The organism is Micrococcus cohnii (genome assembly GCF_014205175.1).
GTDB lineage: Bacteria > Actinomycetota > Actinomycetes > Actinomycetales > Micrococcaceae > Micrococcus > Micrococcus cohnii.
Map to the genome: position 1 here is coordinate 2,222,757 of NZ_JACHNA010000001.1, position 22,153 is coordinate 2,244,909.

The 22,153-nt window shown below is 70.1% G+C and carries 18 protein-coding genes and 2 tRNA genes; 8 read left to right on the forward strand and 12 right to left on the reverse strand.

Features of this window, described 5'->3' with window-relative positions:
• Positions 1–64: 64 nt before the first annotated feature.
• Positions 65–1,090: an alpha/beta hydrolase gene (locus tag HDA30_RS10125; RefSeq protein WP_184242151.1), complete on the forward strand. Its 1,026-nt coding sequence runs from the start codon at positions 65–67 to the stop codon at positions 1,088–1,090.
• Positions 1,091–1,216: 126 nt separating this feature from the next.
• Here HDA30_RS10125 and HDA30_RS10130 read toward each other — a convergent pair.
• A tRNA-Ser gene (locus HDA30_RS10130) sits at positions 1,217–1,307 on the reverse strand.
• 121 nt (positions 1,308–1,428) lie between these two features.
• The gene (gene tadA / locus HDA30_RS10135; RefSeq protein ID WP_246418931.1) at positions 1,429–1,881 is read right to left on the reverse strand and encodes a tRNA adenosine(34) deaminase TadA; all 453 of its coding nucleotides are present in this window, start codon (positions 1,879–1,881) and stop codon (positions 1,429–1,431) included.
• A gap of 205 nt (positions 1,882–2,086) precedes the next feature.
• Between tadA and upp the strand changes: the two genes are divergently transcribed.
• From upp to HDA30_RS10150, 3 genes are all read left to right on the forward strand, one after another.
• On the forward strand, positions 2,087–2,722 hold the full coding sequence (gene upp / locus HDA30_RS10140; RefSeq protein ID WP_184242155.1) for a uracil phosphoribosyltransferase: 636 nt from the start codon (positions 2,087–2,089) through the stop codon (positions 2,720–2,722).
• Positions 2,723–3,117: 395 nt separating this feature from the next.
• Positions 3,118–3,894 (forward strand): winged helix-turn-helix domain-containing protein, encoded by a 777-nt coding sequence (locus HDA30_RS10145; RefSeq protein WP_184242157.1) that lies wholly within the window; start codon positions 3,118–3,120, stop codon positions 3,892–3,894.
• A 63-nt stretch (positions 3,895–3,957) separates the two neighbouring features.
• Complete coding sequence (locus HDA30_RS10150) at positions 3,958–4,488, forward strand: SixA phosphatase family protein (protein ID WP_184242160.1); 531 nt, start codon at positions 3,958–3,960, stop codon at positions 4,486–4,488.
• A 105-nt stretch (positions 4,489–4,593) separates the two neighbouring features.
• Here the strand turns inward: HDA30_RS10150 and HDA30_RS10155 are convergent.
• A tRNA-Arg gene (locus HDA30_RS10155) sits at positions 4,594–4,670 on the reverse strand.
• A gap of 263 nt (positions 4,671–4,933) precedes the next feature.
• Here HDA30_RS10155 and HDA30_RS10160 point away from each other — a divergent pair.
• Positions 4,934–6,796 (forward strand): phosphoenolpyruvate carboxykinase (GTP), encoded by a 1,863-nt coding sequence (locus tag HDA30_RS10160; RefSeq protein ID WP_184242162.1) that lies wholly within the window; start codon positions 4,934–4,936, stop codon positions 6,794–6,796.
• Positions 6,797–6,882: 86 nt separating this feature from the next.
• On the opposite strand, the gene HDA30_RS10165 is transcribed toward HDA30_RS10160, so the two are convergent.
• From HDA30_RS10165 to HDA30_RS10195, 7 genes are all read right to left on the reverse strand, one after another.
• A complete protein-coding gene (locus HDA30_RS10165; RefSeq protein ID WP_158497181.1) occupies positions 6,883–7,680 on the reverse strand; it encodes a hypothetical protein in 798 nt (265 codons plus the stop codon).
• Positions 7,681–7,692: 12 nt separating this feature from the next.
• Positions 7,693–8,436 carry a hypothetical protein gene (locus tag HDA30_RS10170; RefSeq protein ID WP_184242164.1) on the reverse strand — a complete coding sequence of 248 codons (744 nt, stop codon included), beginning with the start codon at positions 8,434–8,436 and terminating at the stop codon, positions 7,693–7,695.
• A gap of 78 nt (positions 8,437–8,514) precedes the next feature.
• Entirely contained in the window at positions 8,515–9,255 is a 741-nt protein-coding gene (locus HDA30_RS10175) for a hypothetical protein (protein WP_184242166.1), read from the reverse strand.
• 46 nt (positions 9,256–9,301) lie between these two features.
• Positions 9,302–11,320, reverse strand: coding sequence for a hypothetical protein (locus HDA30_RS10180; protein WP_184242168.1), 2,019 nt, complete (start codon positions 11,318–11,320; stop codon positions 9,302–9,304).
• Entirely contained in the window at positions 11,317–11,664 is a 348-nt protein-coding gene (locus HDA30_RS10185) for a hypothetical protein (protein WP_158497139.1), read from the reverse strand. Before HDA30_RS10185 ends, HDA30_RS10180 begins: the two co-directional genes overlap by 4 nt.
• Before the next feature lie 353 nt (positions 11,665–12,017).
• Positions 12,018–13,202 carry a globin domain-containing protein gene (locus tag HDA30_RS10190; protein WP_158497138.1) on the reverse strand — a complete coding sequence of 395 codons (1,185 nt, stop codon included), beginning with the start codon at positions 13,200–13,202 and terminating at the stop codon, positions 12,018–12,020.
• A 56-nt stretch (positions 13,203–13,258) separates the two neighbouring features.
• Positions 13,259–13,738, reverse strand: coding sequence for an RrF2 family transcriptional regulator (locus HDA30_RS10195; RefSeq protein WP_158497137.1), 480 nt, complete (start codon positions 13,736–13,738; stop codon positions 13,259–13,261).
• A 42-nt stretch (positions 13,739–13,780) separates the two neighbouring features.
• Between HDA30_RS10195 and HDA30_RS10200 the strand changes: the two genes are divergently transcribed.
• Complete coding sequence (locus HDA30_RS10200; protein WP_184242170.1) at positions 13,781–15,955, forward strand: RecQ family ATP-dependent DNA helicase; 2,175 nt, start codon at positions 13,781–13,783, stop codon at positions 15,953–15,955.
• 15 nt (positions 15,956–15,970) lie between these two features.
• Here the strand turns inward: HDA30_RS10200 and HDA30_RS10205 are convergent, their stop codons facing one another.
• Together HDA30_RS10205 and HDA30_RS10210 are read right to left on the reverse strand one after the other, a co-directional pair.
• Positions 15,971–17,383: a phosphomannomutase/phosphoglucomutase gene (locus HDA30_RS10205; protein ID WP_343059354.1), complete on the reverse strand. Its 1,413-nt coding sequence runs from the start codon at positions 17,381–17,383 to the stop codon at positions 15,971–15,973.
• Between the two features lie 67 nt (positions 17,384–17,450).
• Entirely contained in the window at positions 17,451–18,779 is a 1,329-nt protein-coding gene (locus HDA30_RS10210; protein ID WP_184242174.1) for a polysaccharide deacetylase family protein, read from the reverse strand.
• A gap of 353 nt (positions 18,780–19,132) precedes the next feature.
• Here HDA30_RS10210 and HDA30_RS10215 point away from each other — a divergent pair, with 353 nt between their 5' ends.
• A complete protein-coding gene (locus HDA30_RS10215) occupies positions 19,133–20,323 on the forward strand; it encodes a DUF1611 domain-containing protein (protein WP_221419073.1) in 1,191 nt (396 codons plus the stop codon).
• Entirely contained in the window at positions 20,320–22,152 is a 1,833-nt protein-coding gene (locus HDA30_RS10220) for an ABC transporter transmembrane domain-containing protein (protein ID WP_184242176.1), read from the forward strand. Before HDA30_RS10215 ends, HDA30_RS10220 begins: the two co-directional genes overlap by 4 nt.
• Position 22,153 lies beyond the last annotated feature (1 nt).

The window sequence follows — 22,153 nt, forward strand, 5'->3', positions numbered from 1 at the left end:
TCAGCCCGTGCCCTGGACGGGCGTGGCCGGCGTTCGAGCCGGCGAGGAGGGAGGCGGCGCAGGCATGCAGCGCAGGACCGTGCTCAGCGTCGTCGGGACGACAGCGCCGTTGGGAGCGCTCGGCGTGGGCGTCGCCTCCGGTCACGTCGGCGGGGCCCGGCCGGACGCCCCGGTCGAGCGGAGCGCAGGCGTGGTCGCGCGTCGCGGGCTGCGCTACGCCCGGCTGCCCGACCGCGCCGGGGTGCTCGACCTGTACCGGCCGCCGGGCGTCGGCCCCTTCCCCGTGCTGATGTGGACCTCCGGCTCGGGGTGGACCTCGGACGCGGGCAACCGCGATGGTGAGGACCTGGCCCGTGCCCTGGTTCCCCACGGATGGGCCGTGGCCGCATACTCGACGCGCAGCTCCGCGCAGGCGACGTTCCCCGCGCATGTCCACGACGCGAACGCCGCCGTCCGGTGGCTGCGGGCCGAGGCCGACACGTTCGACCTGGACTCGGACCGGATCGCGATCGGGGGCAGCTCTTCGGGCGGCTGGACCGCTCTGATGGTCGGCTACACGACCGGACGGCCCGGTTACGACGGCACCGTGGGCGGGCACTGGGGGACCTCCAGCGCGGTGCGGGCCGTCGTGGACTTCTACGCGCCCGTGCACCTGCGCAGCCTGGACGAGCACATGCGCCCCGGCGCGTGCCGCCGGCTCAATGAGCACCTCGGGACGAGGCACTGCCACGCCGACGACCGCGGGTATGAGTCCCGGATGCTCGGCCGCCCCGTGACGCAGACGCTCGCGCTCGCCGACGAGGCGAGCCCGCTGCACCATGTGCATGGGCAGGCCCCGCCCACGCTGATCGTCCATGGCACCGGGGATGACGTCGTGCCCGAGGAACAGAGCGCCGTGCTGTATGAGGCCCTCGTCAGGCACGGGGTGCCGAGTGCGCACTATGAAGTGCGCGGGGGCGAGCACGTGGTGGGCCTCGGCCAGAACGGCACGGCGGCCGCTCGGGTGCGCTCGCAGGGGCTGCCGGAGCACGTGCGGCGGCCGGCTTTCTCTGCCGAGGCGGTGGTGGGCTTCCTCGACGCCGTCGTGTAAGCGAGGCCGTGGTGCGTGGGGAGGCGCGGGGCGTTCGGCCCGGCTGCGCGTACGCGGGTCAACACCGCTGAGCCGGGCAAACACCCACGAAGGCCCCGACGCGAGAGCGTCGAGGCCTTCGGAAACTGGCGGTGACGGTGGGATTTGAACCCACGGTACGGGGTTACCGTACACAGCATTTCGAGTGCTGCACCTTCGGCCGCTCGGACACGTCACCAGACCGGGACAGCCTACCCGAGGCGGCCTCGACTCCCCAAACCGGCCCCGTGGCCGGGGCCGGGCGCTCGCGCGTCCTGCCCGCCCGGCGCCGCCTCGACCCGCCGCGTGGCGGGCTCGGGTCAGCCGCGGCGACGCGCGAAGAACTCGCGCAGCAGCGCCGCGCACTCGGCCTCGCGGACGCCTCCGCGCACCTCGACCGTGTGGTTGAAACGAGGCTCCCGCACCACGTCGAGCACGGAGCCGCACGCCCCGGCCTTGGCGTCCCACGCGCCGAACACGACCCGGGGCACGCGGGCCAGCAGCATGGCGCCGGCGCACATGGGGCACGGCTCGAGCGTGACGACGAGCGTGCAGTCGGCCAGGCGCCAGCCGTCGGCGTGCTCGTGGTCGCGCCGTGCGCGTACGGCCGCCCGCAGGGCGAGGACCTCGGCGTGGGCGGTCGGGTCGTCGGTGGCCTCGCGCTCGTTGCAGGCGCTCGCGATCACCTCACCCTGCCCGTCGACGACCACCGCGCCGATCGGCACGTCCTGGGACGCCTCGGCGCGACGGGCCGCGTCCAGGGCCAGGCCCATCCACGTGTGCTCGTCCGGTGAGGGCGTGCCCCGCTGCGCCCGGCTAGCCGACGGCGACGGCGGCTCGGGCGCACCGGTCGGCTCGGGGGCGGCGGCGCGGGGCGTCTGCATGCCTCCAGGGTAGGCATCCGTGCGTCCGCGATGAGCGCGTGTGCATGCCCGCGCCGCCCGTGTCCGTCGGCGGTGCGGGCGATAGGTTGGACCCATGCGTGTACACGTCGTCGACCATCCCCTCATCGCCCACAAGCTCACGATCCTGCGGGAGAAGACCACTCCGTCCATGATCTTCCGTCAGCTCACCGAGGAGCTGGTGATGCTGCTCGGCTATGAGGCCACGCGGGACGTCGCCGTCGAGCAGGTGCAGATTCAGACGCCGGTCGCCACGACCACCGGCACGCGGCTGCGTCGGCCCCGGCCGCTGATCGTGCCGATCCTGCGCGCCGGCCTCGGGATGCTCGAGGGCATGGTCAAGATGGCCCCGTCGGCCGAGGTCGGCTTCCTCGGCATGGCCCGCAACGAGGAGACGCTCGACATCGTCACCTACGCGGAGCGCCTGCCCCAGGACCTCACCGGCCGTCACGTCATCGTGCTGGACCCGATGCTCGCGACCGGCGGCACCCTCGTCGAAGCGATCCGCTTCCTCTACGAGCGCGGCGCCGAGAAGGTGACGTGCGTGTGCCTGCTGGCCGCGCCCGAGGGTCTGGCCACACTCGAGGAGCGCGCGGGCGAGATGGACGTTGACCTGTACCTCGCGGCGGTCGACGAGAGGCTCGACGAGAGGTCGTACATCGTGCCGGGACTCGGTGACGCCGGCGACCGTCTCTACGGGCTGGCGGAGTGAGGCGATAATGCCTTCCGTGCTGCAGCGTGGAATGTTTCGTCCATCTGGCGGCAGACTCACGGTTGCAGTCCGGCGCGGATGAGGTGCAGAGCACAGTATCGGATGCCGCGGTGAATAACTTTCCACGTGCGCGTCACGCTCGTGAGAGCGCATCACGCTGAAAATCCCGAGAGTCTGGGGGTTGCGGGGGAGTCGCGCTCCTGGGTGATTATGCGATGTTGCGCATTATGAGTTTGGGCACAAAAGGCCTCATTCTGCTCACGATGTGAGATTCGTGCCGTTGTGTTACTTGCCGTGGCATGGCGCTCGGGACCATCCTTGACCGAACGGTGGGCGTGAGGCGACCGCTCGGTCCGCCCGTGCCGACAGGCCCGCGGTTCATAAGGAGTGGATCCATGAGCGAGAACGCCGGATACGTGCACATCTCGGTGCGTGAGGCGCAGCGCCGCGCCGCGTTGGCCGAGCGCGGTCGCCGTGCGTCCCTGCGTGTGGCCACGGATGCCGACGCCCCCCAGAACGACGACCCGGCCACCGTCCTGGGCGGCCGCGGCGCGGGCCTGACTCCCGTCGCTCAGGAGAACGAGGCGCGCGGCTTCGTGCTCTATGTCGGGATGGACGAGCTCGCCGCCTCGGCCGCCGGCACCTCGCTGACGCGCTTGGCGAACGAGCTGCGGCACTACGTCGAGTCCCTCGTTCCCGGAGCGCAGTCCCATGCCGCCGTCGCGATCGCCCCGGCGGGCGCCGAGGGTGCCGACCTCGACGTCGTGCGCCAGGTGCTTGGCGACCCCACCCTGCAGTCGGCGGAGCGGTCTGACCTCGCCCGGGCCCCGCACCCGCTGCCCACGCGCCAGCCCGGTGTGCTCATCGACCTCTCGCGGCGCGAGGTCCAACTCGACGGGGAAGTCCTGAACCTGACCTACAAGGAGTTCGAGCTGCTGAACTACCTCGTCGACAACGATGAGCGCACCGTCGGCCGTGACGAGCTGCTCGAGGCCCTGTGGGGAGACGCCGAGGACGCGCCGAACGAGCGCACGATCGACGTGCACATCCGCCGCCTGCGTTCCAAGCTCGGCCGGCTGTCCAACACCGTGCGCACTGTGCGCGGCCAGGGGTACCGCTTCTACCGCCATCCCGAGGTCGTCGTGTGGGCGGCCCCCGAATACAGCATCTGAGCGGAACGAACCCGGCTCCTCGGAGGCGTCTGTCCGCGTGGTCGACGACCGTATGGTGGGGCCATGCACTCCTCCGCACACTCCAAGACCCTGCTCGTCATGCGTCATGCCCAGGCCGGGTGGTCGGCCAGCGGCGACGATCACGACCGCGAGCTGACCGCTGCCGGGCATGAGCAGGCGCAGCGCATGGGGCAGTGGATTCTCGAGCAGGGGCTGCGCCCGGACCAGATCGTCTGCTCTGACGCCCAACGCACGCGGCAGACCTGCGTATGGGTGTGTGAGCGGCTCGGGGAGGAGGCGCCGACGGCCTCGCTCGACTCACGTCTCTACGGGGCCGACGCGGCACGCGCGCTCAGCGTGATCAATGAGACCGAGGAGCGGGTGGGCGCGATGCTGGTGATCGGGCACATGCCGTGGGTGCAGGAGCTCGGCTTGCGTCTGCTCAGTGTGGAGTCGGAGCAGTCCGCGTCACTCGAGATGGCCGAACAGATGCCCCCGGCCGGGCTGCAGGTGTTCCGCGTGCCGGGCGTCTGGGCCGAGCTCGACGGGCGGGACGCCGACCTGCTCCGCTTTGTGACGCCCGAGACCGTCTGAGAGGAGGAGGGCCCGCGCCTGCGCGCCAGGGATGAGGAGGCTCCGGCGCGTCGAAGACTCCGGCACGTCGAAGGCCCCGGCGGTCACCGCCGGGGCCTTCATGGATGGTGCGCCCAAAGGGATTCGAACCCCTGACCTTCTGTTCCGTAGACAGACGCTCTATCCAGCTGAGCTATGGGCGCATCTTCTGTTGTCGGTTCGGGGCGTCTCCGCCTCGAACTCGTAAAACTCTACACGGGGTTCGCGCTCGATGCAAAACCGGCTGGTCGTTCGTGCTCGGGCGGGCGCGCTGCCGGTCCGACGTCGGGCGGGGCGCCCGGTGGCGTCAGGTACCATTGCCCGTACCGCGAGACCACAATGATGTGGTGCTGCGCCCGTGGTGGCGCGCGCCTGCGTGTGTGTGGAGCGGAACGGCCCAGGATCGTCAATGGGAGGAATCCCCACCATGGCTGACAACGCCACCACCGCGTTCGCGGAGCGTGCCACCGCCAACGCGCCCACCGACTACGCCCAGCTGCTCGACTGGGTCGCTCGGGTCGCCGAGCTCACCCAGCCCGACGCTGTGCACTGGGTGGACGGCTCGCAGGAAGAGAACGACCGCCTCGCCGCTGAACTCGTCGAGGCCGGCACTCTGACCAAGCTCGCCGAGGACAAGTTCCCGAACTCCTATGCGGCGTTCTCCGACCCGGCCGATGTCGCTCGCGTCGAGGACCGCACCTTCATCTGCTCCGAGAAGGAGCAGGACGCCGGATTCACGAACAACTGGATGGAGCCCGCGAAGATGCGGGGCATCCTGGACGAGGCGTTCGCCGGTTCCATGCGCGGCCGCACCATGTACGTCATCCCGTTCGTCATGGGCCACCTTGACGCCGAGGACCCCAAGTACGGCGTGGAGCTCACGGACTCCGCCTACGTGGTGATGTCCATGCGCATCATGGCCCGCATCGGCACCGAGGTGCTCGAGAAGATGTCGGCTGAGCAGGCGTTCTACGTGCCGGCCGTGCACTCGGTGGGCGCTCCGCTCGAGCCCGGCCAGGAGGATGTGCCGTGGCCGTGCAACGAAACCAAGTGGATCGTGCACTTCCCCGAGGAGCGCTCGATCTGGTCCTACGGTTCCGGCTACGGCGGCAACGCGCTGCTGGGCAAGAAGTGCTACGCGCTGCGCATCGCCTCGGTCATGGCCCGTGACGAGGGCTGGCTCGCCGAGCACATGCTGATCCTCAAGCTGACCAGCCCGGAGGGCAAGGCGTACCACATCGCCGGTGCCTTCCCGTCGGCCTGCGGCAAGACCAACCTCGCCCTCATCGACCCGACCGTGGAGGGCTGGAAGGCCGAGACCCTGGGCGACGACATCACCTGGATCCGCCCGGGCAAGGACGGCGAGTTCCGCGTCATCAACCCGGAGGCCGGCTACTTCGGCGTCGCCCCGGGCACCGGCTGGTCCACGAATCCGAACGCGATGCGCGCCATCGCCAAGGGCAACTCGATCTTCACCAACGTCGCCCTCACCGACGACGGCGGCGTCTGGTGGGAGGGCATGACCGAGGAGAAGCCCGCGCACCTGACCGACTGGCGTGGCAACGACTGGACCCCGGAGTCCGGGACCCCGGCGGCCCACCCGAACTCGCGGTTCTGCACCCCGATCAACCAGACCGACATGCTGGCGGACGAGTACACCGACCCGGCGGGCGTGCGCCTCGACGCGATCCTCTTCGGCGGCCGCCGCAAGACCACCGTGCCGCTGGTGACCGAGTCCTTCGACTGGGAGGACGGCGTGCTCAAGGGTGCGACCCTCTCCTCGGAAACCACCGCGGCCGCCGCCGGCGCCGTGGGCGTGGTTCGCCGCGACCCGATGGCGATGCTGCCGTTCCTCGGCTACGACGCCGGCGACTACCTGGCGCACTGGGCCAAGGTCTCGGGTGAGTGCGACCCGGAGAAGCTGCCCCGCATCTACCTGGTGAACTGGTTCCGTCGCAACCGGGACGGCGGCTTCGCCTGGCCCGGCTTCGGCGAGAACTCGCGCGTGCTCAAGTGGGTCGTGGAACGTCTCGAAGGCAAGGCCGACGCGACCGAAACCCCGATCGGCCACGTGCCGACCCCGGAGTCGCTCGACCTGACCGGCATCGAGGTCAAGGACGCCGACCTCGAGGATGCACTGAAGGTCGACCCGGTCGAGTGGGAGACGGAGAACGAGCTCATCGCCGAGTGGCTCGAGAAGTTCGGCGGCACCCTGCCGGAGTCGGTGCGCGCGAAGTTCGACGCGCAGCGGGAGCGCTTCGAGGCGCAGAAGGCCCGCGCCCAGGCCTGACCTGCACGGCGGGCCACCCGGCCCTCGACGACCGCGACCCCCTCACTTCCGCGGAGGTGAGGGGGTCGCGGCATGTGCTCGGTCTGTCAGGGGCGTTTGACGGCGTCGTCGAGGAAGCCCTTTGTGGAGGTCGGCGAGGGGGTGGGGGCCGACGGGTCGAAGGGCTCTCTGGCTGTCACGCCTTCCGGGCCCGTGGGGACGGGGGTTTGGGTGGATTCGGGCAGGGGGACGGGCCCGGGTTGGGCGTCGGGGATGGCGTGGGTATCGCCCTGCCCGTCCTTGAAGATGTCTGCGCTGTCGTCGAGGCGGGAGACGGTCATCTTGTGTCCCTCGGGCATTTTCAAGCAGGGGGCGCTGGCGTAGAGGGTGAGGCGTGGGCGGTTCCCGCTGTCCTCGTAGGCCAACGTGAGAGTGAGTTCCAGGTCGGGTCGGGAGCCTTGGTACATGGTGACGTTGCCGGAGCCCCACTGTTCGTCGGGGCGGGTGGTCCAGCCCTGCTTCTCGGCTTGGGCACGCAGGGAGGCGCCGACCTTTCGGGCGACGTCCTCGTCACGGACGTCCACGGTGACGACTCCCCTGACCTCGGTGAGCAGGGGGCGCTTTTCGTAGGGGGTGGTGGGTTGGCAGGTCTCTTCGCCGAGGGTGTCGAGGGTCTTGGCTCCCATGGACCGGGCGAGGTCGGGCATCTCCCGTTCGAGGGTCTCGAGTTGGCGGGTGGAGAACTCCGCGTTCTCCTGTTTCGACCGGTCGGCCTTGGGCGGGGGCCACTGAGTCGACTGGGCGTCGTCGGCGGTGGGGGCGAGCGCGCAGCTTGTCAGTAGCCCAGTTAACAGAAGCAGGCAGGCTGCTGTCGCTGTCGTGGCCTGGTGTCTGTTCCGTGGCATGGGCCCAGTCTGTCAGGGGCGTTGGACGGCGTCGTCGAGGAAGCCCTTTGTGGAGGTCGGCGAGGGGGTGGAGGCCGACGGGTCGGATGGTTCTCTGCCTGTCACGCCCTCTGGGCCCGTGGGGGCAGGGGTCTGAGTGGATTCCGGCAGGGGGGCGCGCCCGGGTTGGGCGTCGGGGACAGCATGCCTGATGCCTCCTTCCTCGACGAAGGCGTGAGCCATGGGGTCGAGTCGGGAGACGGTCATCTTGTGTCCCTCGGGCATTTTCAAGCAGGGTCCGTCGGCGTAGAGGGTGAGGCGGGGATTGTTCCCGCTGTCCTTGTAGATGAGCATGAGGGTCAGTTCCTGTTCAGGGTGGGAACCTTGGTAGAACCTCGTGTTGCTGGAGCCCCACTCTTCCTCGGGGCGGGTGGTCCAGCCCTGCTTCTCGGCTTGGGCGCGCAGGGAGGTGCCGACCTTTCGGGCGACGTCCTCGTCACGGACGTCTACGGTGACGACGCCCTTGACCCGGGTGAGCAGGGGGCGCTTTTCGTAGGGGGTGGTGGGTTGGCAGGTCTCTTCGCCGAGGGTGTCGAGGGTCTTGGCGCCCATGGAGCGGGCGAGGTCGGGCATCTCCCGTTCGAGGGTCTCGAGTTGGCGGGTGGAGAACTCCGCGTTCTCCTGTTTAGACCGGTCCGCCTTGGGCGGGGGCCACTCAGTCGACTGGGCGTCGTTGGCAGTGGGGGCGAGCGCACAGCCGGTGATTCCGGTCAGCATCCCGGCTAACAGCAGTAGGCAACCTGCTGTCGCTGTCGTGGCCTGGTGTCTGTTCCGTGGCATGGGCGGCCCAGTCTGTCAGGGGCGTTTGACGGCGTCGTCGAGGAAGCCCTTTGTGGAGGTCGATGAGGGGGTGGGGGCCGACGGGTCGGATGGTTCTCTGGCTGTCACGCCTTCCGGGCCCGTGGGGGCAGGGGTCTGAGTGGATTCCGGCAGGGGGGCGCGCCCGGGTTGGGCGTCGGGGACAGCATGGGTGATGCCTCCTTCCTCGACGAAGGCGTGAGCCATGGGGTCGAGCCGGGAGACGGTCATCTTGTGTCCCTCGGGCATTCTCAGGCAGGGGGCGCTGGCGTAGAGGGTGAGGCGGGGATTGTTCCCGCTGTCCTCGTAGGCCAACGTGAGGGTGAGTTCCAGGTCGGGTCGGGAGCCTTGGTACATGGTGACGTTGCCGGAGCCCCACTGTTCCTCCGGGCGGGTGGTCCAGCCCTGCTTCTCGGCTTGGGCACGCAGGGAGGCACCAACCTTTCGGGCGACGTCCTCGTCACGGACTTCGACGTAGACGACTCCCTGGACCTCCGTGAGCAGGGGGCGCTTTTCGTAGGGGGTGGTGGCTTGGCAGGTCTTTTCCCGCAGGGTGTCGAGGGTCTTGGCTCCCATGGAGCGGGCGAGGTCGGGCATCTCCCGTTCGAGGGTCTCGAGTTGGCGGGTGGAGAACTCCGCGTTCTCCTGTTTCGAGCGCTTGGCCTGGGGCGGGGGCCACTCAGTCGACTGGGAGCTTGGCTCAGCCTTTCCAGTGTCGTCGTTCGGGGCGCATCCCATAATGAGACCTCCTGCCAGGGATAGCGTGCCAATCAGGGCGATGGACTTACGTGTGGAACGCTTCAGCATAAGCGACTTTCTTTGACTCGAAATCATCCTGGGTATCGATACCCTGTCGGCCCAGCGCGTCCGAGAAGAGGTCGTTGTCCCCCAGGTAAGGAATGACCGGCTCGCCGTAGATGAAAGCGGTCGCGTTCTGTTGGGAGGTGGATCCGCGCTCCAGCATGGCCATGTGTCCCCCGTTGTCCTGATCCTGGACCTTGGAATCGTCCTCCATTAGGCCGGCCTCCAGGCGTATGGCACCCATGAGCTGGTCTGGGTGGCCCCCGGAGAAGTAGCTTCCGGAGTTGGCGGCGCCGCCATGGTCCTGCGCGACGTCGATCTTGTCCGTCCTAGACTGGATCAGAGCCCGGTCGGCCTCCGGGCTGGCAACGTCTGCAAGCGAGCCGACTTCGTGGCCGGTGCCGGCCGGCGCCATGTACAGCACCTTGTCGGCGGTGAGGCCCTCCCGCTCGGCGGTGCCCTGCTTGGATGCTCCCGCAGAGTGAGCCACCCAGGTCTGGGTGGCGTTCACGGCCTCGCGGTCGAGAGCTCTGTCGAAGGCTGCCTGATTCGTGGCGTCGCGCTCGGCGAAGTCGGGGGTGGCGTTGTCGGCGATGAGAGACGTGAAGGTGTCTTCCTCTGTCAGAGGGTCTGTCTTGCCGGGGAACTGCCCGTCGGCCCAGTAGATCTCCACGGTTCCTTCACGCCCTTCCCCCATGGCATTAATTTTGTTGTTGTAGTCGCCGACAGATTCCATGTCGGTATGAGTGCCGGGGGTAAAAGCAACGATGTTCTTCGTCTCTGGCGAGATATGCCCACGCATCGTAGCGATCTGTCCCTCGCCTTCGCGGGAAACACTGATGACTCGGTACTCCTCTCCAGAGGTTTTTGGGGAATTCGCGGGACGTTCGCGGTCATTCTGATACGCCTCCCACGCCATGTCTAGGCCATTCCTCTGCCTCTCAAGTCGTATCCGCTCCGCGTGCCACTTCTTCTTTTCGATCTGGGCTTTTACCTGACCTCCGGGGCCCGGGTAGAGCTGACCCCAGTTCGGCTCGTCCTCATACTTCTTCAAGGACTTTCCCACCTTGTGTCGGAGCCCTGCCACCGTGATCTCATTGACCGTGGCTCGTTCCTCCAGGGAGACGCCGTTCAGGTTGCCAAACACATTGGGGTAGGTGAGCAGCAGACGCTGGCGGTCCTCGGTCGTGAGGGACTCCCATGCGCCGGCTACTTCGTCAACACCTCGACGGGAATGGCGCGGATCATGGGCGTCGATGGCGGTCTTCATGACGGCCTCGGCAGATCCCGGTGCCGGATGCTCAGGCAGCTTGTTGTCCACCAGCTTCTCCGCGAGCTCGGGATGGCTGTCCAGCCACTTGCGCAGATCATCGGCGTCCTTCCCCTTCAGCTCCTCCGCAATCGACTCGGGATCGGCCACCTGCCTCTCGGTCGCCAGGGACGCCGTCAGCCCCGTCAAGACACCACGTCCGGGCTCTGCAATCTCGCGCGTCTCCGGCAGGTCGTCCTTCTCGCCGCCGGTCACAGCCCGTAGAGCGGCCGCGAAGTCGGCCTGGACCTCGACCCACGTCCTTTCCAGGTCGGCGACTTCGCCGTTGAAGTACTCCACGCTCCTGCTGGCAGATGCGATCCGGGCCGGATCCTCGGAGGCGAGAGCGACGGCGCGCTCATCTGCCACAGTCGGCCGGAGGATCTCCAGAGAACGGTGCTGGAAGAGAACACCATCGCACTGCCCGGCGAAGTCGTTGAGGAGGTCGGCGGCGCGGTCGAGCGCGTGCCGCCAGGCATCCACCGGGTCGTCCAGGAGGGCCAGGCCCGTCCACACGCGCTCCTGTGTGGCGTTGTGCTGGTACGCGCTGCGCAGTCCCCGCCAGGAGGAGTGGGCGTCGTCGAGGTGCTCGCGGACCTGGGTGGATTTTTCGCGAAGGGTGCGAGCGCCGTCGCGCAGACCCGGGGTGTCCACGTGGATGTCCGGCAGAGTGGTGAGGGGCGGGACGCTCATGCCGACTCCATGGCGTCGTTCACCCGCGCGGCGCTGTCTTCGGACGCGGTCTGCGCGGCCTTCGCCGTCATGTCCTGGTCCATAGCCGTGAACTCACCCGCCGCATCCGCGACCCGGCTCGCATTATGGGTGAGAATCGCAGCGGCGCGCAGACCCAGACTGTCCCGGGCGTCCCAGAAAGCGCGGAATGCCTCATCCGCCATCGCGGCGTTCCCGAAGCTGCCCAGGACGTCCTCACCGCCGTCCCGGGCTGCCCGGGCGTCGGCCTCCATGGACTCTCCGGACGTAAGTGCGCCCGTCAATGCCGTGTGGACGTCCCACGGGACGATCTCCACTCCGATCACGGTGATCCCCTCCGATCCAGGGGAGAGCGTCGCGGTGTCCCGCTCGCGACCTCTCCGGTGACTGTAGCTGATCCTCAAGACATCCGGGCATTCGGCCTCGAGTCAAGGCCGACTGTGGGTTCGTCTACATCCGGTGGCTCCGCCCCCGGCGGCCTCTTTCACGGGCGGACTGGTGAAAGCCTGCACCGTTTGGCGTTGGCGATCACCGGCGCCGGGTTGACTTATCACGATGAGCATGGCCGGGAGGCGGATGAGGCCCGCAGTCAGAAGCCTGGGCCTTCTCAGGTCACAGGGGGCCTGGCATCGGAGGGGCCGGGGGCGTCGTCACTGCCGTCGGCGAACGCCGACTCCGCTCAGGCGGCCAGCCAGAGGTCCGGGCCGAAGATCTCGTAGCGGATCGCGGTGGCGGGCACGCCGGCCTCGATCAGATCCGAGCGGACCGACTTCATGAACGGCAGCGGGCCGCAGAGGATGACCTCGGCGCCCTCGGGTAGCTGCACGGCCGAGACGTCCATGCGCCCCTCGTGCAGCTCGACGCCCTCCGGGGCCGACTCGGGCGCCTGGCCCAGCCACACGTGGGCCTGGGCGTTCTCGAGGGCGGCGACGGACTCCATGACCTGGTCGCGCAGGGCGACCGAGTCCCACGACGCGTCCGCGTGCAGGAACGTCACCTGCCGGGACGAGTGGTGCTCGGCGAGCGAGTTCAGGATCGAGGCGGCCGGGGTGATGCCGATGCCCGCGGTGGCCAGCACGATCGGCGCCTCGGTCCGGGTCGGGACGATCTCGCCGTACGGGTTCGACAGCTCGACGACGTCGCCCTCCTGGACGCTCTGGATGAGCATGGGCGAGACCTCGCCTGCCTCGTCCAGCTTGACGGTGATGACGCGCTCCGTCGTGGACTCGGCGTGCTGGGACAGCGAGTACTGGCGGGCCTGGCGCAGGCCGTCCTCGACCTTGATGCGGACCGAGACGTAGCCGCCGGGCTCGCCCGGGGTCACGGGGGTGTTGTCGGCGGGGACGAAGCGGAAGGTCATGGCGGCGTTGCCGGTCGGCTCCTTCGAAGCGACCTTCCAGTCGGTCCACATCTTGTCGTTGGCCTGCTTCGCGTACAGGTCCTTCTCGAGCTTGATGAGGGCGTCGGCCATGAGCCAGTAGACCTCGGTCCACGCCTCGGCGACCTCCGGGGTGACGGCCTCGCCGAGCACGTCGCCGATGGCCCAGAACAGGTTCTCGTAGACGATCTGGTACTGGTCCGGCGTGATGCCCAGGGCGGTGTGCTTGTGGGCGATGCGCGCGAGCACGGCCTCCGGGAGGGTGTCCGGGTGCTCGAGCAGGTGCACCGCGAACTTCACGATCGAGCCGGCCAGGGCCTGCGCCTGCTCGCCGTTGCGCTGGTTGGCGCGGGAGAACACGCCGTCGAGCAGCTCCGGGTGGGCCTCGAACATGTGGCCGTAGAACTTCGGCGTGATCTGGGGCATGTTCTCGGCGACGACGCCTGCGGTGGCCTCGATGACGGGACGGGACTTCTCGGACAGCACGGCATCCTCCTGAAGATCGATGTTGCCGGGGGCTATATTGCCTTGCAGAAGCAAGATTACATGTCGATCCCCTCGGAGGGCACCTCGGCGCCCTCCGTCGGCATCGCCGGCAACCCTAGGGCGACCTCGGCGCCCGGCACGAGGTCTCGGATCCGGACCCCGTGGAGCTCGGCGAGGAAGGCCTCGCGCGCCCGGGCCAGCGCCCCACGCAGTGAGCACGCGGCGGCCAGAGGGCACGGGTGCCCCGACTCGAGCCCGTCGCAGTCGATGACCTCGGGCCGGGTCGAGAGATCGCGAACGAGCGCGCCGACCCGCAGGTCCAGGCCCGCCTCGGTGATCACCGCGCCGCCCAGCCGCCCACGCGTGACGTGGATGAGCTCGCGGCGGCGCAGCTCCGAGACGGCCTTGATCACGTGGTTGTAGGGCACGCCGATCGAGTCGGCCACCTGCTGGCTGGTCATGCGCCGTCCTCCACCGCCGCGGGCGAGGGACATCAGCACGCGCAGGCAGACGTCGGTGTAGGCGTTGAGCTTCATGGCCCCATTATCGCCTCCGCACGCGTTGGCATACTGGCCGGCATGAGCGAGACCGCCGCCACACCCTGCGCCGCCCAGCCCGCCGACGATGCCCTGCACACCGAAGCGCGAGAGGTGCTGCGCGCCCTGACCTCCCGGCCCGACGCCGAGTTCAAGGACGGCCAGTTCGAGGCCGTCGACGCCCTCGTGCGGGGCCGACGCCGCGCGCTCGTGGTGCAGCGCACCGGCTGGGGCAAATCCGCCGTCTACTTCGTCGCGTCCCTGCTGCTGCGCGCCCGCGGTGCCGGCCCCACGGTGATCGTCTCGCCGCTGCTGGCGCTGATGCGCGACCAGGTGGCGGCGGCCGCCCGCGCCGGAGTGCGCGCGGTGACCATGAGTTCGGCGAACGCTACCGAATGGGACGAGGTGCGCGCCGCGCTCGCCCAGGACGAGGTGGACGTGCTGCTGATCTCCCCGGAACGGCTGAACAACCCCCGCTTCCGCGACGAGCAGCTGCCGGACCTGCTGGCCCGCATGGGGCTGCTCGTGGTGGACGAGGCGCACTGCATCTCCGACTGGGGCCACGACTTCCGCCCGGACTACCGGCGGATCCGCGACCTGATCGGACGTCTGCCCGCCGTGCGCGCCGAGCCGGTGCCCGTGCTGGCCACCACCGCAACGGCGAACGAGCGCGTCGTGGCCGACGTCGTCGAGCAGCTCGGCGTGGACAGCGCCGACGAGGTGTTCGTGCTGCGCGGCCCGCTCGCCCGCGCCTCCCTGCAACTGGGCGTGCTGCGCATGGCGGACCCGTCGGCGCGCCTGGCCTGGCTGCTCACCCACCTGCACGAGCTGCCCGGCTCAGGCATCGTGTACGCGCTGACGGTCTCCGCGGCGGAGGACACCGCCCGCGCCCTCGCCGACGCCGGGCACGCCGTCATCTCCTACACCGGGCGCACGGACCCCGAGCAGCGGGCGCAGATCGAGCAGGACCTCAAAGACAACCGCGTGAAGGCCGTCGTGGCGACCTCGGCGCTGGGCATGGGCTTCGACAAGCCGGACCTCGGCTTCGTCGTGCACCTGGGCGCCCCGTCCTCGCCCGTGGCCTACTACCAGCAGGTCGGCCGCGCCGGCCGCGGCACCGACCACGCGGAAGTCCTGCTGCTGCCCGGCCCCGAGGATCGGCGGATCTGGGAGTATTTCGCGACCGCATCGATGCCCGACGAGCAGCAGGCCCACGCGGTGCTGCAGGCGCTGCGCGAGGCGGGCCGACCGCTCAGCGTGCCCGTCCTCGAGACCTCCGTCTCGGCGAAGCGCAGCCAGCTCGAGCTGCTGCTCAAGGTGCTCGCCGTCGACGGGGCGGTCGAGAAGGTCGGCGGCGGCTGGCGGGCGACCGGCCGGGACTGGGCCTACGACGCGCAGCGCTACGCCCGTGTGGCCGAGGCCCGGCGCGCCGAAGAGCGGCTCATGCTCGACTACGAGACCACGCAGACCTGCCGCATGGAGTTCCTGGCCCGCACGCTCGACGACCCGACCGCCGCCCCCTGCGGTCGCTGCGACACCTGCGCCGGCCCCTGGTACCCGACCGGCCTCGACGAGGAAGCCCGCGCCAAGGCGCGGCGCACGGCCCAGAAGGTGGGCGTGCCGATCGAGCCGCGCCGGTCCTACCCGAGCGGCATGGACCGCCTCGGCGTCCCGGTCAAAGGCACGATCCCGCCCGCGCGCCAGGCGGAGGAGGGGCGCGCCCTCGCGCGCCTGTCCGACCTCGGCTGGGGCGTCCGACTGCGCGAGCTGCTCGACGCCGACGACGCCCCCGTGCCCGAGGCGGTGCTGGAGGCCGCCGTCACGGTCCTGCGCGAATGGGGGTGGGAGGAACGGCCCATCGCCGTGGTCGCGATGGCCTCCCGCGGCCGGCCGCGGCTGGTGGGCTCGTTCGCCGAGGGCGTCGCGCGGATCGGCCAGCTGCCGTTCCTCGGTGCGCTCGAGCTCCGGCACGGCGGCCCGACGGCCGGGCCCGGCGGCAACAGTGCGTACCGGCTGGCCTCCGTGTGGGAGCGGATCGCCGTGCCCGATCCGATGGTGCAGGCGCTCGCCTCGGCGCCCGCCGCGGGGCGGCACGGGCCGGTGCTGCTCGTCGACGATCTCGTCGACTCCCGGTGGTCCCTCGCCGAGGCGTCCCGTGTGCTCCGGGACGCCGGGGCCCAGGGCGTGCTGCCGCTGGTGCTGGCCCAGCAGGGGTGAGGCCGACGAGCGGCGTCAGCCGCGGACGACGGCGAGCACCTCGTCGCGCACCCGCTGCATCGTCGCGGCGTCCTTCGCCTCGCCGTTGTAGCGCAGGAACGGCTCGGTGTTCGACGGGCGCAGGTTGAACCACCAGTCGCCGGAGTCCGCGGCCACGGTCAGCCCGTCCATGCGGCTGGTCGTGGTGCCCTCGACGCCGAACTGCTGCTCGACCCGGTCCATCATCGCGGCCTTGTCCTCGACCTCGGAGTTGATCTCGCCCGAAGCGACGTACGGCTCGTACTCCTCGGCCAGGTCCGAGAGCGGACGGTCCTGCTCGCCCAGGGCCGCCAGCACGTGCATCGCGGCCAACATGCCGGTGTCCGCGTTGAAGAAGTCCCGGAAGTAGTAGTGCGCGGAGTGCTCGCCGCCGAACACGGCGGACTCCTCAGCCATGACGGCCTTGATGAACGAGTGCCCCACGCGCGTGACGACGGCGCGGCCGCCGTCGTGCGCGACGAGCTCCGGGACGGCCTTCGAGGTGATCAGGTTGTGGATGATCACGGGGGTGTCCTCGCCGTCGGCCTTCGCTCGGGCGATCTCACGGCGCGCGACGAGCGCGGTCACGGCAGAGGGCGAGACGGGCTCGCCCTTCTCGTCGATCACGAAGCAACGGTCCGCGTCGCCGTCGAAAGCCAGGCCGATGTCCGCGCCGTGCTTGACGACCGCGGCCTGCAGGTCGCGCAGGTTCTCCGGCTCGAGCGGATTGGCCGGGTGGTTCGGGAACGTGCCGTCGAGCTCGAAGTACAGCGGCTCGATCGTCAGCGGCAGGGCCTCCAGCTCGGCGTCGCCGAGGACCGCCGGGGTGGTGGCACCGGCCATGCCGTTGCCGGCGTCGACGACCACCTTGAGCGGGCGGATGCCGGAGAGGTCCACGAGCGAACGCAGGTAGGCGGCGTAGTCGGCCAGCAGGGTCGACTCCTCGAGCGTGCCGGTGCGCTCGACGGCGGGGATCTGCCCGGCGTCCAGATAGGCCTGCGCGGCGTCGCGAATCTCGTAGAGCCCCGTGTCCGAGGAGACCGGCACGGCACCGGCCTTGGCCATTTTCATGCCGTTGTACTCGGCGGGGTTGTGCGAGGCGGTGAAGACGACACCGGCCGCCTGCTGCACGCCGGCGGCGTAGTAGAGCATGTCCGTGGAGATCAGGCCGAGCTTCAGCACGTCACCGCCGCGGGCCCGAGCGCCCTCGGCGAAGGCCTCCATGAACTCGGGGGAGGAGGGGCGCATATCGCCGCCCACCAGGACCTTCTGGCCGGCCAGGCCCAAGACGTCGACGAAGGCGGCGCCCACGGCGCGCACCGACTCGGCGGTGATGGTCTCGCCCACGATCCCGCGGACGTCGTAGGCCTTGAAGGATGCGGTCAGGTCGATCTCATGCGTCTCAGTCACGCCCGCCATCGTACTGGGACGAGCTGGGACCGGCCGACGGGAGAAGGCAATCGCGGTGCGCGGCGGCTCAGTAGCCCAGCTCGGCGACGTCGTCGCCCAGGCCGGACGGCTCTTGTTCCTGCCATGAGGAGAGAACCTCGGGGTCTTGCAGCTCCAGCCACGCGATCAGGTCCTTGTAGGTGACGCAGTGGGTGTCCGGCTCGCCGCAGGTCTCGCGCATGAACTCCTCGGTTGCGGAGTTGAACGCGTTGCCGGACCAGTCGTTGAAGTGGTTGCCGATCACCAGCGGAGCCCGATTTCCCGCGAACGCCGAGTCGTACATGTACCGGTAGGTTTCGAGGGTGGCCTGCTTCAGGCGCGGGGCATCGGCCGGTTCGTCCTTCAGGTTGTTGGTCTTCGCCCAGAACGAGTAGTCCATGGCCGTGACGGCGGGCGAATCGTCGCCCGGGCGGGCGAGGCTGTCCGGGCCGCTGAAGGCGGGAGAATTCACGGTCTGCATCTCGAACTCCCAGATGCCGTCCTTCACGTACGGCCACTGCAGTCCGACGCCGCGCTGCGAGGTCTGGGAGGTGTCGTACGTGATGCCGGCCTCCTTCCACATGGGCGTCATCTGGTCCCATCGGCCCTGCAGGCACGGCGTGCGGGTGCCCACGATGTCCTCCGGCTCCAGCTCGAGCTCGGGGAGGGTGCCCTCCGGGTAGCCGTTGAACGTCTCTGGGTCGTCGACGATCCGGTGGAAGATCTCCATCTCCTCGACCCAGTCCTGGGTCGTCCACTGGTCGATGCCATAGGCGTCGACGGAGCAGAAGTGGCCGTTGTAGTGGGTCCCGATCTCGTGCCCGCCCCGGTGCGCGCGGTTCAGATCGTCGATCATCGTGGAGACGAATTCGACGTCGGGGGCGAAGTCGTTGTCCGACTCACCGGGCGCGTGGGCCGGGCCCTGGTAGGCCTCCCGGTTCTCCAGTTCCACCAGGAACAGGCCGGCCAGGTACACCGTGAACCGGGAATCCGTCTCCTCAGCCGCGGCCAGGAACGAGTCCCAGCGTTCGTGCATGCCGCCACCGTCGAAGGAGAACAGGATGAACTGCGGCGGCGTCTCGCCCGGCTTGAGCTTGCGCATCGGGAAGTTCGGCTCGGTGGTGTCCGTCGCGTCCCTGGAAGAGGAGGGTGCGGGGGGATCGGCTGAGCCGGACTCGTGCGTGCCCGGCGCGGAGGAGCCGTGTTCGGAGGCCTCAGCGTTCTGGGGCTCCGGGGCGGCTCCCGTGGCTGACGATGAGGACTGCTGCTCCTCGGGGGGAGCCGAGCAACCGGCGCCGGTCGCGGCGAGGGTCAGGGCCAGGGCGGTCCCGGAGAGCAGGCGGGCAGCGGACGACGGGCGCGAGGACAGGGTGCGCATACGGCTCCTGTGAGAACGGCGAGGGCGAGAGGACGACGAAGGGCGGACACGGCGACCGTAGCGCCGCGACCGTACCACGGTGGTCGGGTGCAGCTCCCGAGTCCGTCGACGCGACCGTGACCGCAGGCCGGTATGACCCCGTTCCGGGACGGCCCGCCACAGGGCATACAGACCGTGCTCGAGCCGACAGATGAGAGCACTCTCATCTGTGCTTCATGCCGGTGTCATCCGCCGGGTGTCTGCTGGAGGCATCGCGGGGCGAGCAGCCCCGGCGCGGCACCGGCCCCACCGGACCGCGTCCAGCGCACCGACATCGGCCGCCTGCACACCGAGGCGGCGGAGAGGACCACGACATGACCGTCGCACCCATCGCCGAGCACACCATCAGCGGCACCGTGGGCGGAGCCTCCGCCCTCGACCGCACCGGATCGCCGTCGCATCAGCATGCCGGGCAGGGGCCGCTGCGCCGCGCTCCGCTGCCGGCGCGGTATCAGGCCTCCTACACGACGCGCTTCGTCCAGCAGGCCCTGGAGGCGGATCCGGGCCGGTTCCACCTGCTCTCCGGAGCGGATGTCGTGCCGCAGGTCGGCACGGTCGTGATCGCACGCGTCAGCGAGGTCCTGAACCACAAGCGCGTCGAGACCCCGTCGTCCCGCAAGGCGATCCTGTTCGAGGGCGCGCTCGTGATGCTCGCCTACGGGTACCGCTACGCAGCCGACCAGTTCCTTTCCGAGGTGCCGGGCTCGCTCGCCCCGTGTGATCTGGTCGCGGCGGGCGGTCTGGCCGGCACCGTCACGGCGCAGCACGACCGGATCGACGAGCCCACCCGGCTGGAGCCGATCGGCGTGCTCGCCGACGACTCCGGCCCGGTGAACCTCGGCGACTTCGCCCCGTGCACGCTCACCGAGGTGCCCGCCATCGGCGCGCCGGCTGAGCAGATCGCCGCCGTGCTGCCGGATCGGCCGCGTGTGGTGGCCGTGCTCGGCACCTCGATGAACTCGGGCAAGTCGACCGCCATGGCCTGCCTGGTCAACGGGCTGACCGCTGCGGGTCTGCACGTCAACGCGGGCAAGGCCACCGGCACGGGGGCCGGTAACGACCCCATGCTCTACATCGACGGCGGCGCCGTGTCCGTCCGGGACTTCACCGACTTCGGGCACCCGACCACGTTCCGGCTCGACATGGCTCATGTGCGTGCGCTGACCGTCTCGCTCGTGGACGTGCTCAGCCAGGACGACCCCGACGTGATCGTCGTCGAGATCGCCGACGGCGTCTACCAGGGTGAGACGGCGGCACTGCTCGCCGACCCGCTGTTCCAGTCCGTCGTCGACGGTGTGCTCTTCGCGGCCTCCGACGCGCTCGGCGCGGCCGCGGGCGTGGACGTGCTCACCGGCGGCGGCAACCGCGTCCTCGGGGTCTCCGGTGTGCTCACCTCATCCCCGCTCGCGACGCAGGAGGCACGGGAGGCGCTCGACACGCGCGTCGAGGCGACCTTCGACCTGACCCGGCCCGAGATCGCCGCGGGCCTGCTTGCCGACGCATGAGCGTCACCGGGGGACATCCGGGCCAGGACGCCCGGGCGGAGAAGCCCCTCGCGGAGGCGGGTCTGGGCGACGAGGAGGAGCACGGGCCCGCCGTCCCGCGGCCGGGCCGGATGCCGCCGGTGTTCCGCGGTCGGCGGCGGGCGCTGCTGACCCTGCTGTTCCTGTTGGGCGTGTTCCAAGCGGCGATGGCCCTGACGATGGCCATGACCGTCTCCGCTCTGCTCGGCGGGGACGCGGCGGACGTGGGTGCCTCGGGTGCGGCGTCCGCCCAGATCTGGCCGATCACCGTCCTGCTGCTGTCGGTGGTGAGTCTGGCCGGCGCTCGCTGGGCCGAGCGCGTCGTCGGCGAGGACCTGGGGCAGGACTACGTCTATGAGATGCGCCGCAAGCTCATCGGCTCGGCGCTCACCGGCGGCGGCAGCTCCTCGTTGGGCGTGACCGTCACCCGTGCCTCCAACGACCTGACGGCCGTGCGCATGTGGATCTCCCAGGGCATCGTGCCCCTGCTGACCGCGGTGCCGTTGATCGCGGTCATCCTCGTCGCGCTCACCGTCGCCTCTCCCGTGGCGGGCGCCGCCGTCGGGACGCCGGTCGTGGTGCTCGTCCTGTGCCTGGTGCCGCTGTCGCGGCTGACGTACCGGCGGGCCCGGGAACTGCGACGTCGGCGCGGCCGCATGTCCGGGCGCATCTCGGACACCGTCCTGGCCGGGGAGTCCGTCCGCGCCGCCGGCGCGGTCCGTCGCGAGCTGGCGGCCCTGGACCGCGACTCCGCGAAGGTCGTGGGCGCCGCTGTCGCGCGAGCCCGGGCGACCGGAGCCGTGCGCGCGGCCGCCCTCGCCGCGGCCTCGGCCGCGACCGCGGGCATCGTGCTGTGCGGAGCGTTCGGGGTCCTCGGGGACGCCGAGGTGGCCTCATGCCTGACGCTGGTCGGCATCATCACGACGCCGCTGTCCGAACTCGGGCGCGTCGTCGAGTATCGGCAGAACTACAAGGCCGCTCGGCGGATCCAGGCGCCCCTGATGCGCCATGCGGACTCCGTCGAGGCGACCGAGCGCCGACGGGAACGGGACTGGGAGTCCGTGCCGGTGCACCGGGACCGTACCGGTCGCGGTGGGCTGCTTGTTGAGGGACTCGTGGTAGACGGGGTGCCGACTCCGCGGCTGCAGGCCCGTGCCGGTCAGGTGGTGGCGGTCCGCTGCGCTGACCCGGGACGGGCTCACCGCGCCGTCGCCGAGTTGGTGGCGGCGAGGTCGGTCGCCGCCGACGGCCCCGATGCCCTCGGAACCGAGGGTGGGGCGGGCCCCGAGGACCAGGGCGGTCTGGGTCTGGGGTACACGGTGCCGACCGTCCTGATCGACGGTCACGACCTGACCCGAGCCCCGGACCGGGTGCGCCGGCGGCTGCTCGGTGTGGCCAGCGCCCGGGTGCGACTCGAGCGGGGAAGCATCCGCCGCCTGCTGAGCCTGCGACAACCGGGCGTCGCCGACGAGCAGATCGATGCGGTCGCCATGCGGGTCGGTCTCACGGGCGTGTTCGCGCAGCTGCGTGACGGCGTGCGTACCCGTGTGCGTCACGGGGGAGAACCGCTGACCGTCTCACAGCGCTCGCGGGTCAAGCTCGGCCGGGCGCTGCTGGGCGACCCGCCGCTGCTCGTGGTCGACGGCCTCGACGCGGACCTCGATGATGACGGACGGCGTGTGCTGGAGGGCGTGTTGCGTGACTATCCCGGTGTCGCCGTGGTGGTGTGCTCGTCCTCGTTCCGGGACCGGCTCGACGCCGTGGACTGGGACCTGGAAGACCCCCGCCGTGCCGCCCAGTCGGGTGCCTAGA

Bases quoted from the DNA above. Each gene is read 5' to 3' on its own strand.
- HDA30_RS10125 (WP_184242151.1), top strand. From the start codon at position 65: ATGCAGCGCAGGACCGTGCTCAGCGTCGTCGGGACGACAGCGCCGTTG.
- tadA (WP_246418931.1), bottom strand. From the start codon at position 1,881: ATGGGCCTGGCCCTGGACGCGGCCCGTCGCGCCGAGGCGTCCCAGGAC.
- upp (WP_184242155.1), top strand. From the start codon at position 2,087: ATGCGTGTACACGTCGTCGACCATCCCCTCATCGCCCACAAGCTCACG.
- HDA30_RS10145 (WP_184242157.1), top strand. From the start codon at position 3,118: ATGAGCGAGAACGCCGGATACGTGCACATCTCGGTGCGTGAGGCGCAG.
- HDA30_RS10150 (WP_184242160.1), top strand. From the start codon at position 3,958: ATGCACTCCTCCGCACACTCCAAGACCCTGCTCGTCATGCGTCATGCC.
- HDA30_RS10160 (WP_184242162.1), top strand. From the start codon at position 4,934: ATGGCTGACAACGCCACCACCGCGTTCGCGGAGCGTGCCACCGCCAAC.
- HDA30_RS10165 (WP_158497181.1), bottom strand. From the start codon at position 7,680: ATGCCACGGAACAGACACCAGGCCACGACAGCGACAGCAGCCTGCCTG.
- HDA30_RS10170 (WP_184242164.1), bottom strand. From the start codon at position 8,436: ATGCTGACCGGAATCACCGGCTGTGCGCTCGCCCCCACTGCCAACGAC.
- HDA30_RS10175 (WP_184242166.1), bottom strand. From the start codon at position 9,255: ATGGGATGCGCCCCGAACGACGACACTGGAAAGGCTGAGCCAAGCTCC.
- HDA30_RS10180 (WP_184242168.1), bottom strand. From the start codon at position 11,320: ATGAGCGTCCCGCCCCTCACCACTCTGCCGGACATCCACGTGGACACC.
- HDA30_RS10195 (WP_158497137.1), bottom strand. From the start codon at position 13,738: ATGAAGCTCAACGCCTACACCGACGTCTGCCTGCGCGTGCTGATGTCC.
- HDA30_RS10200 (WP_184242170.1), top strand. From the start codon at position 13,781: ATGAGCGAGACCGCCGCCACACCCTGCGCCGCCCAGCCCGCCGACGAT.
- HDA30_RS10210 (WP_184242174.1), bottom strand. From the start codon at position 18,779: ATGCGCACCCTGTCCTCGCGCCCGTCGTCCGCTGCCCGCCTGCTCTCC.
- HDA30_RS10215 (WP_221419073.1), top strand. From the start codon at position 19,133: ATGACCGTCGCACCCATCGCCGAGCACACCATCAGCGGCACCGTGGGC.
- HDA30_RS10220 (WP_184242176.1), top strand. From the start codon at position 20,320: ATGAGCGTCACCGGGGGACATCCGGGCCAGGACGCCCGGGCGGAGAAG.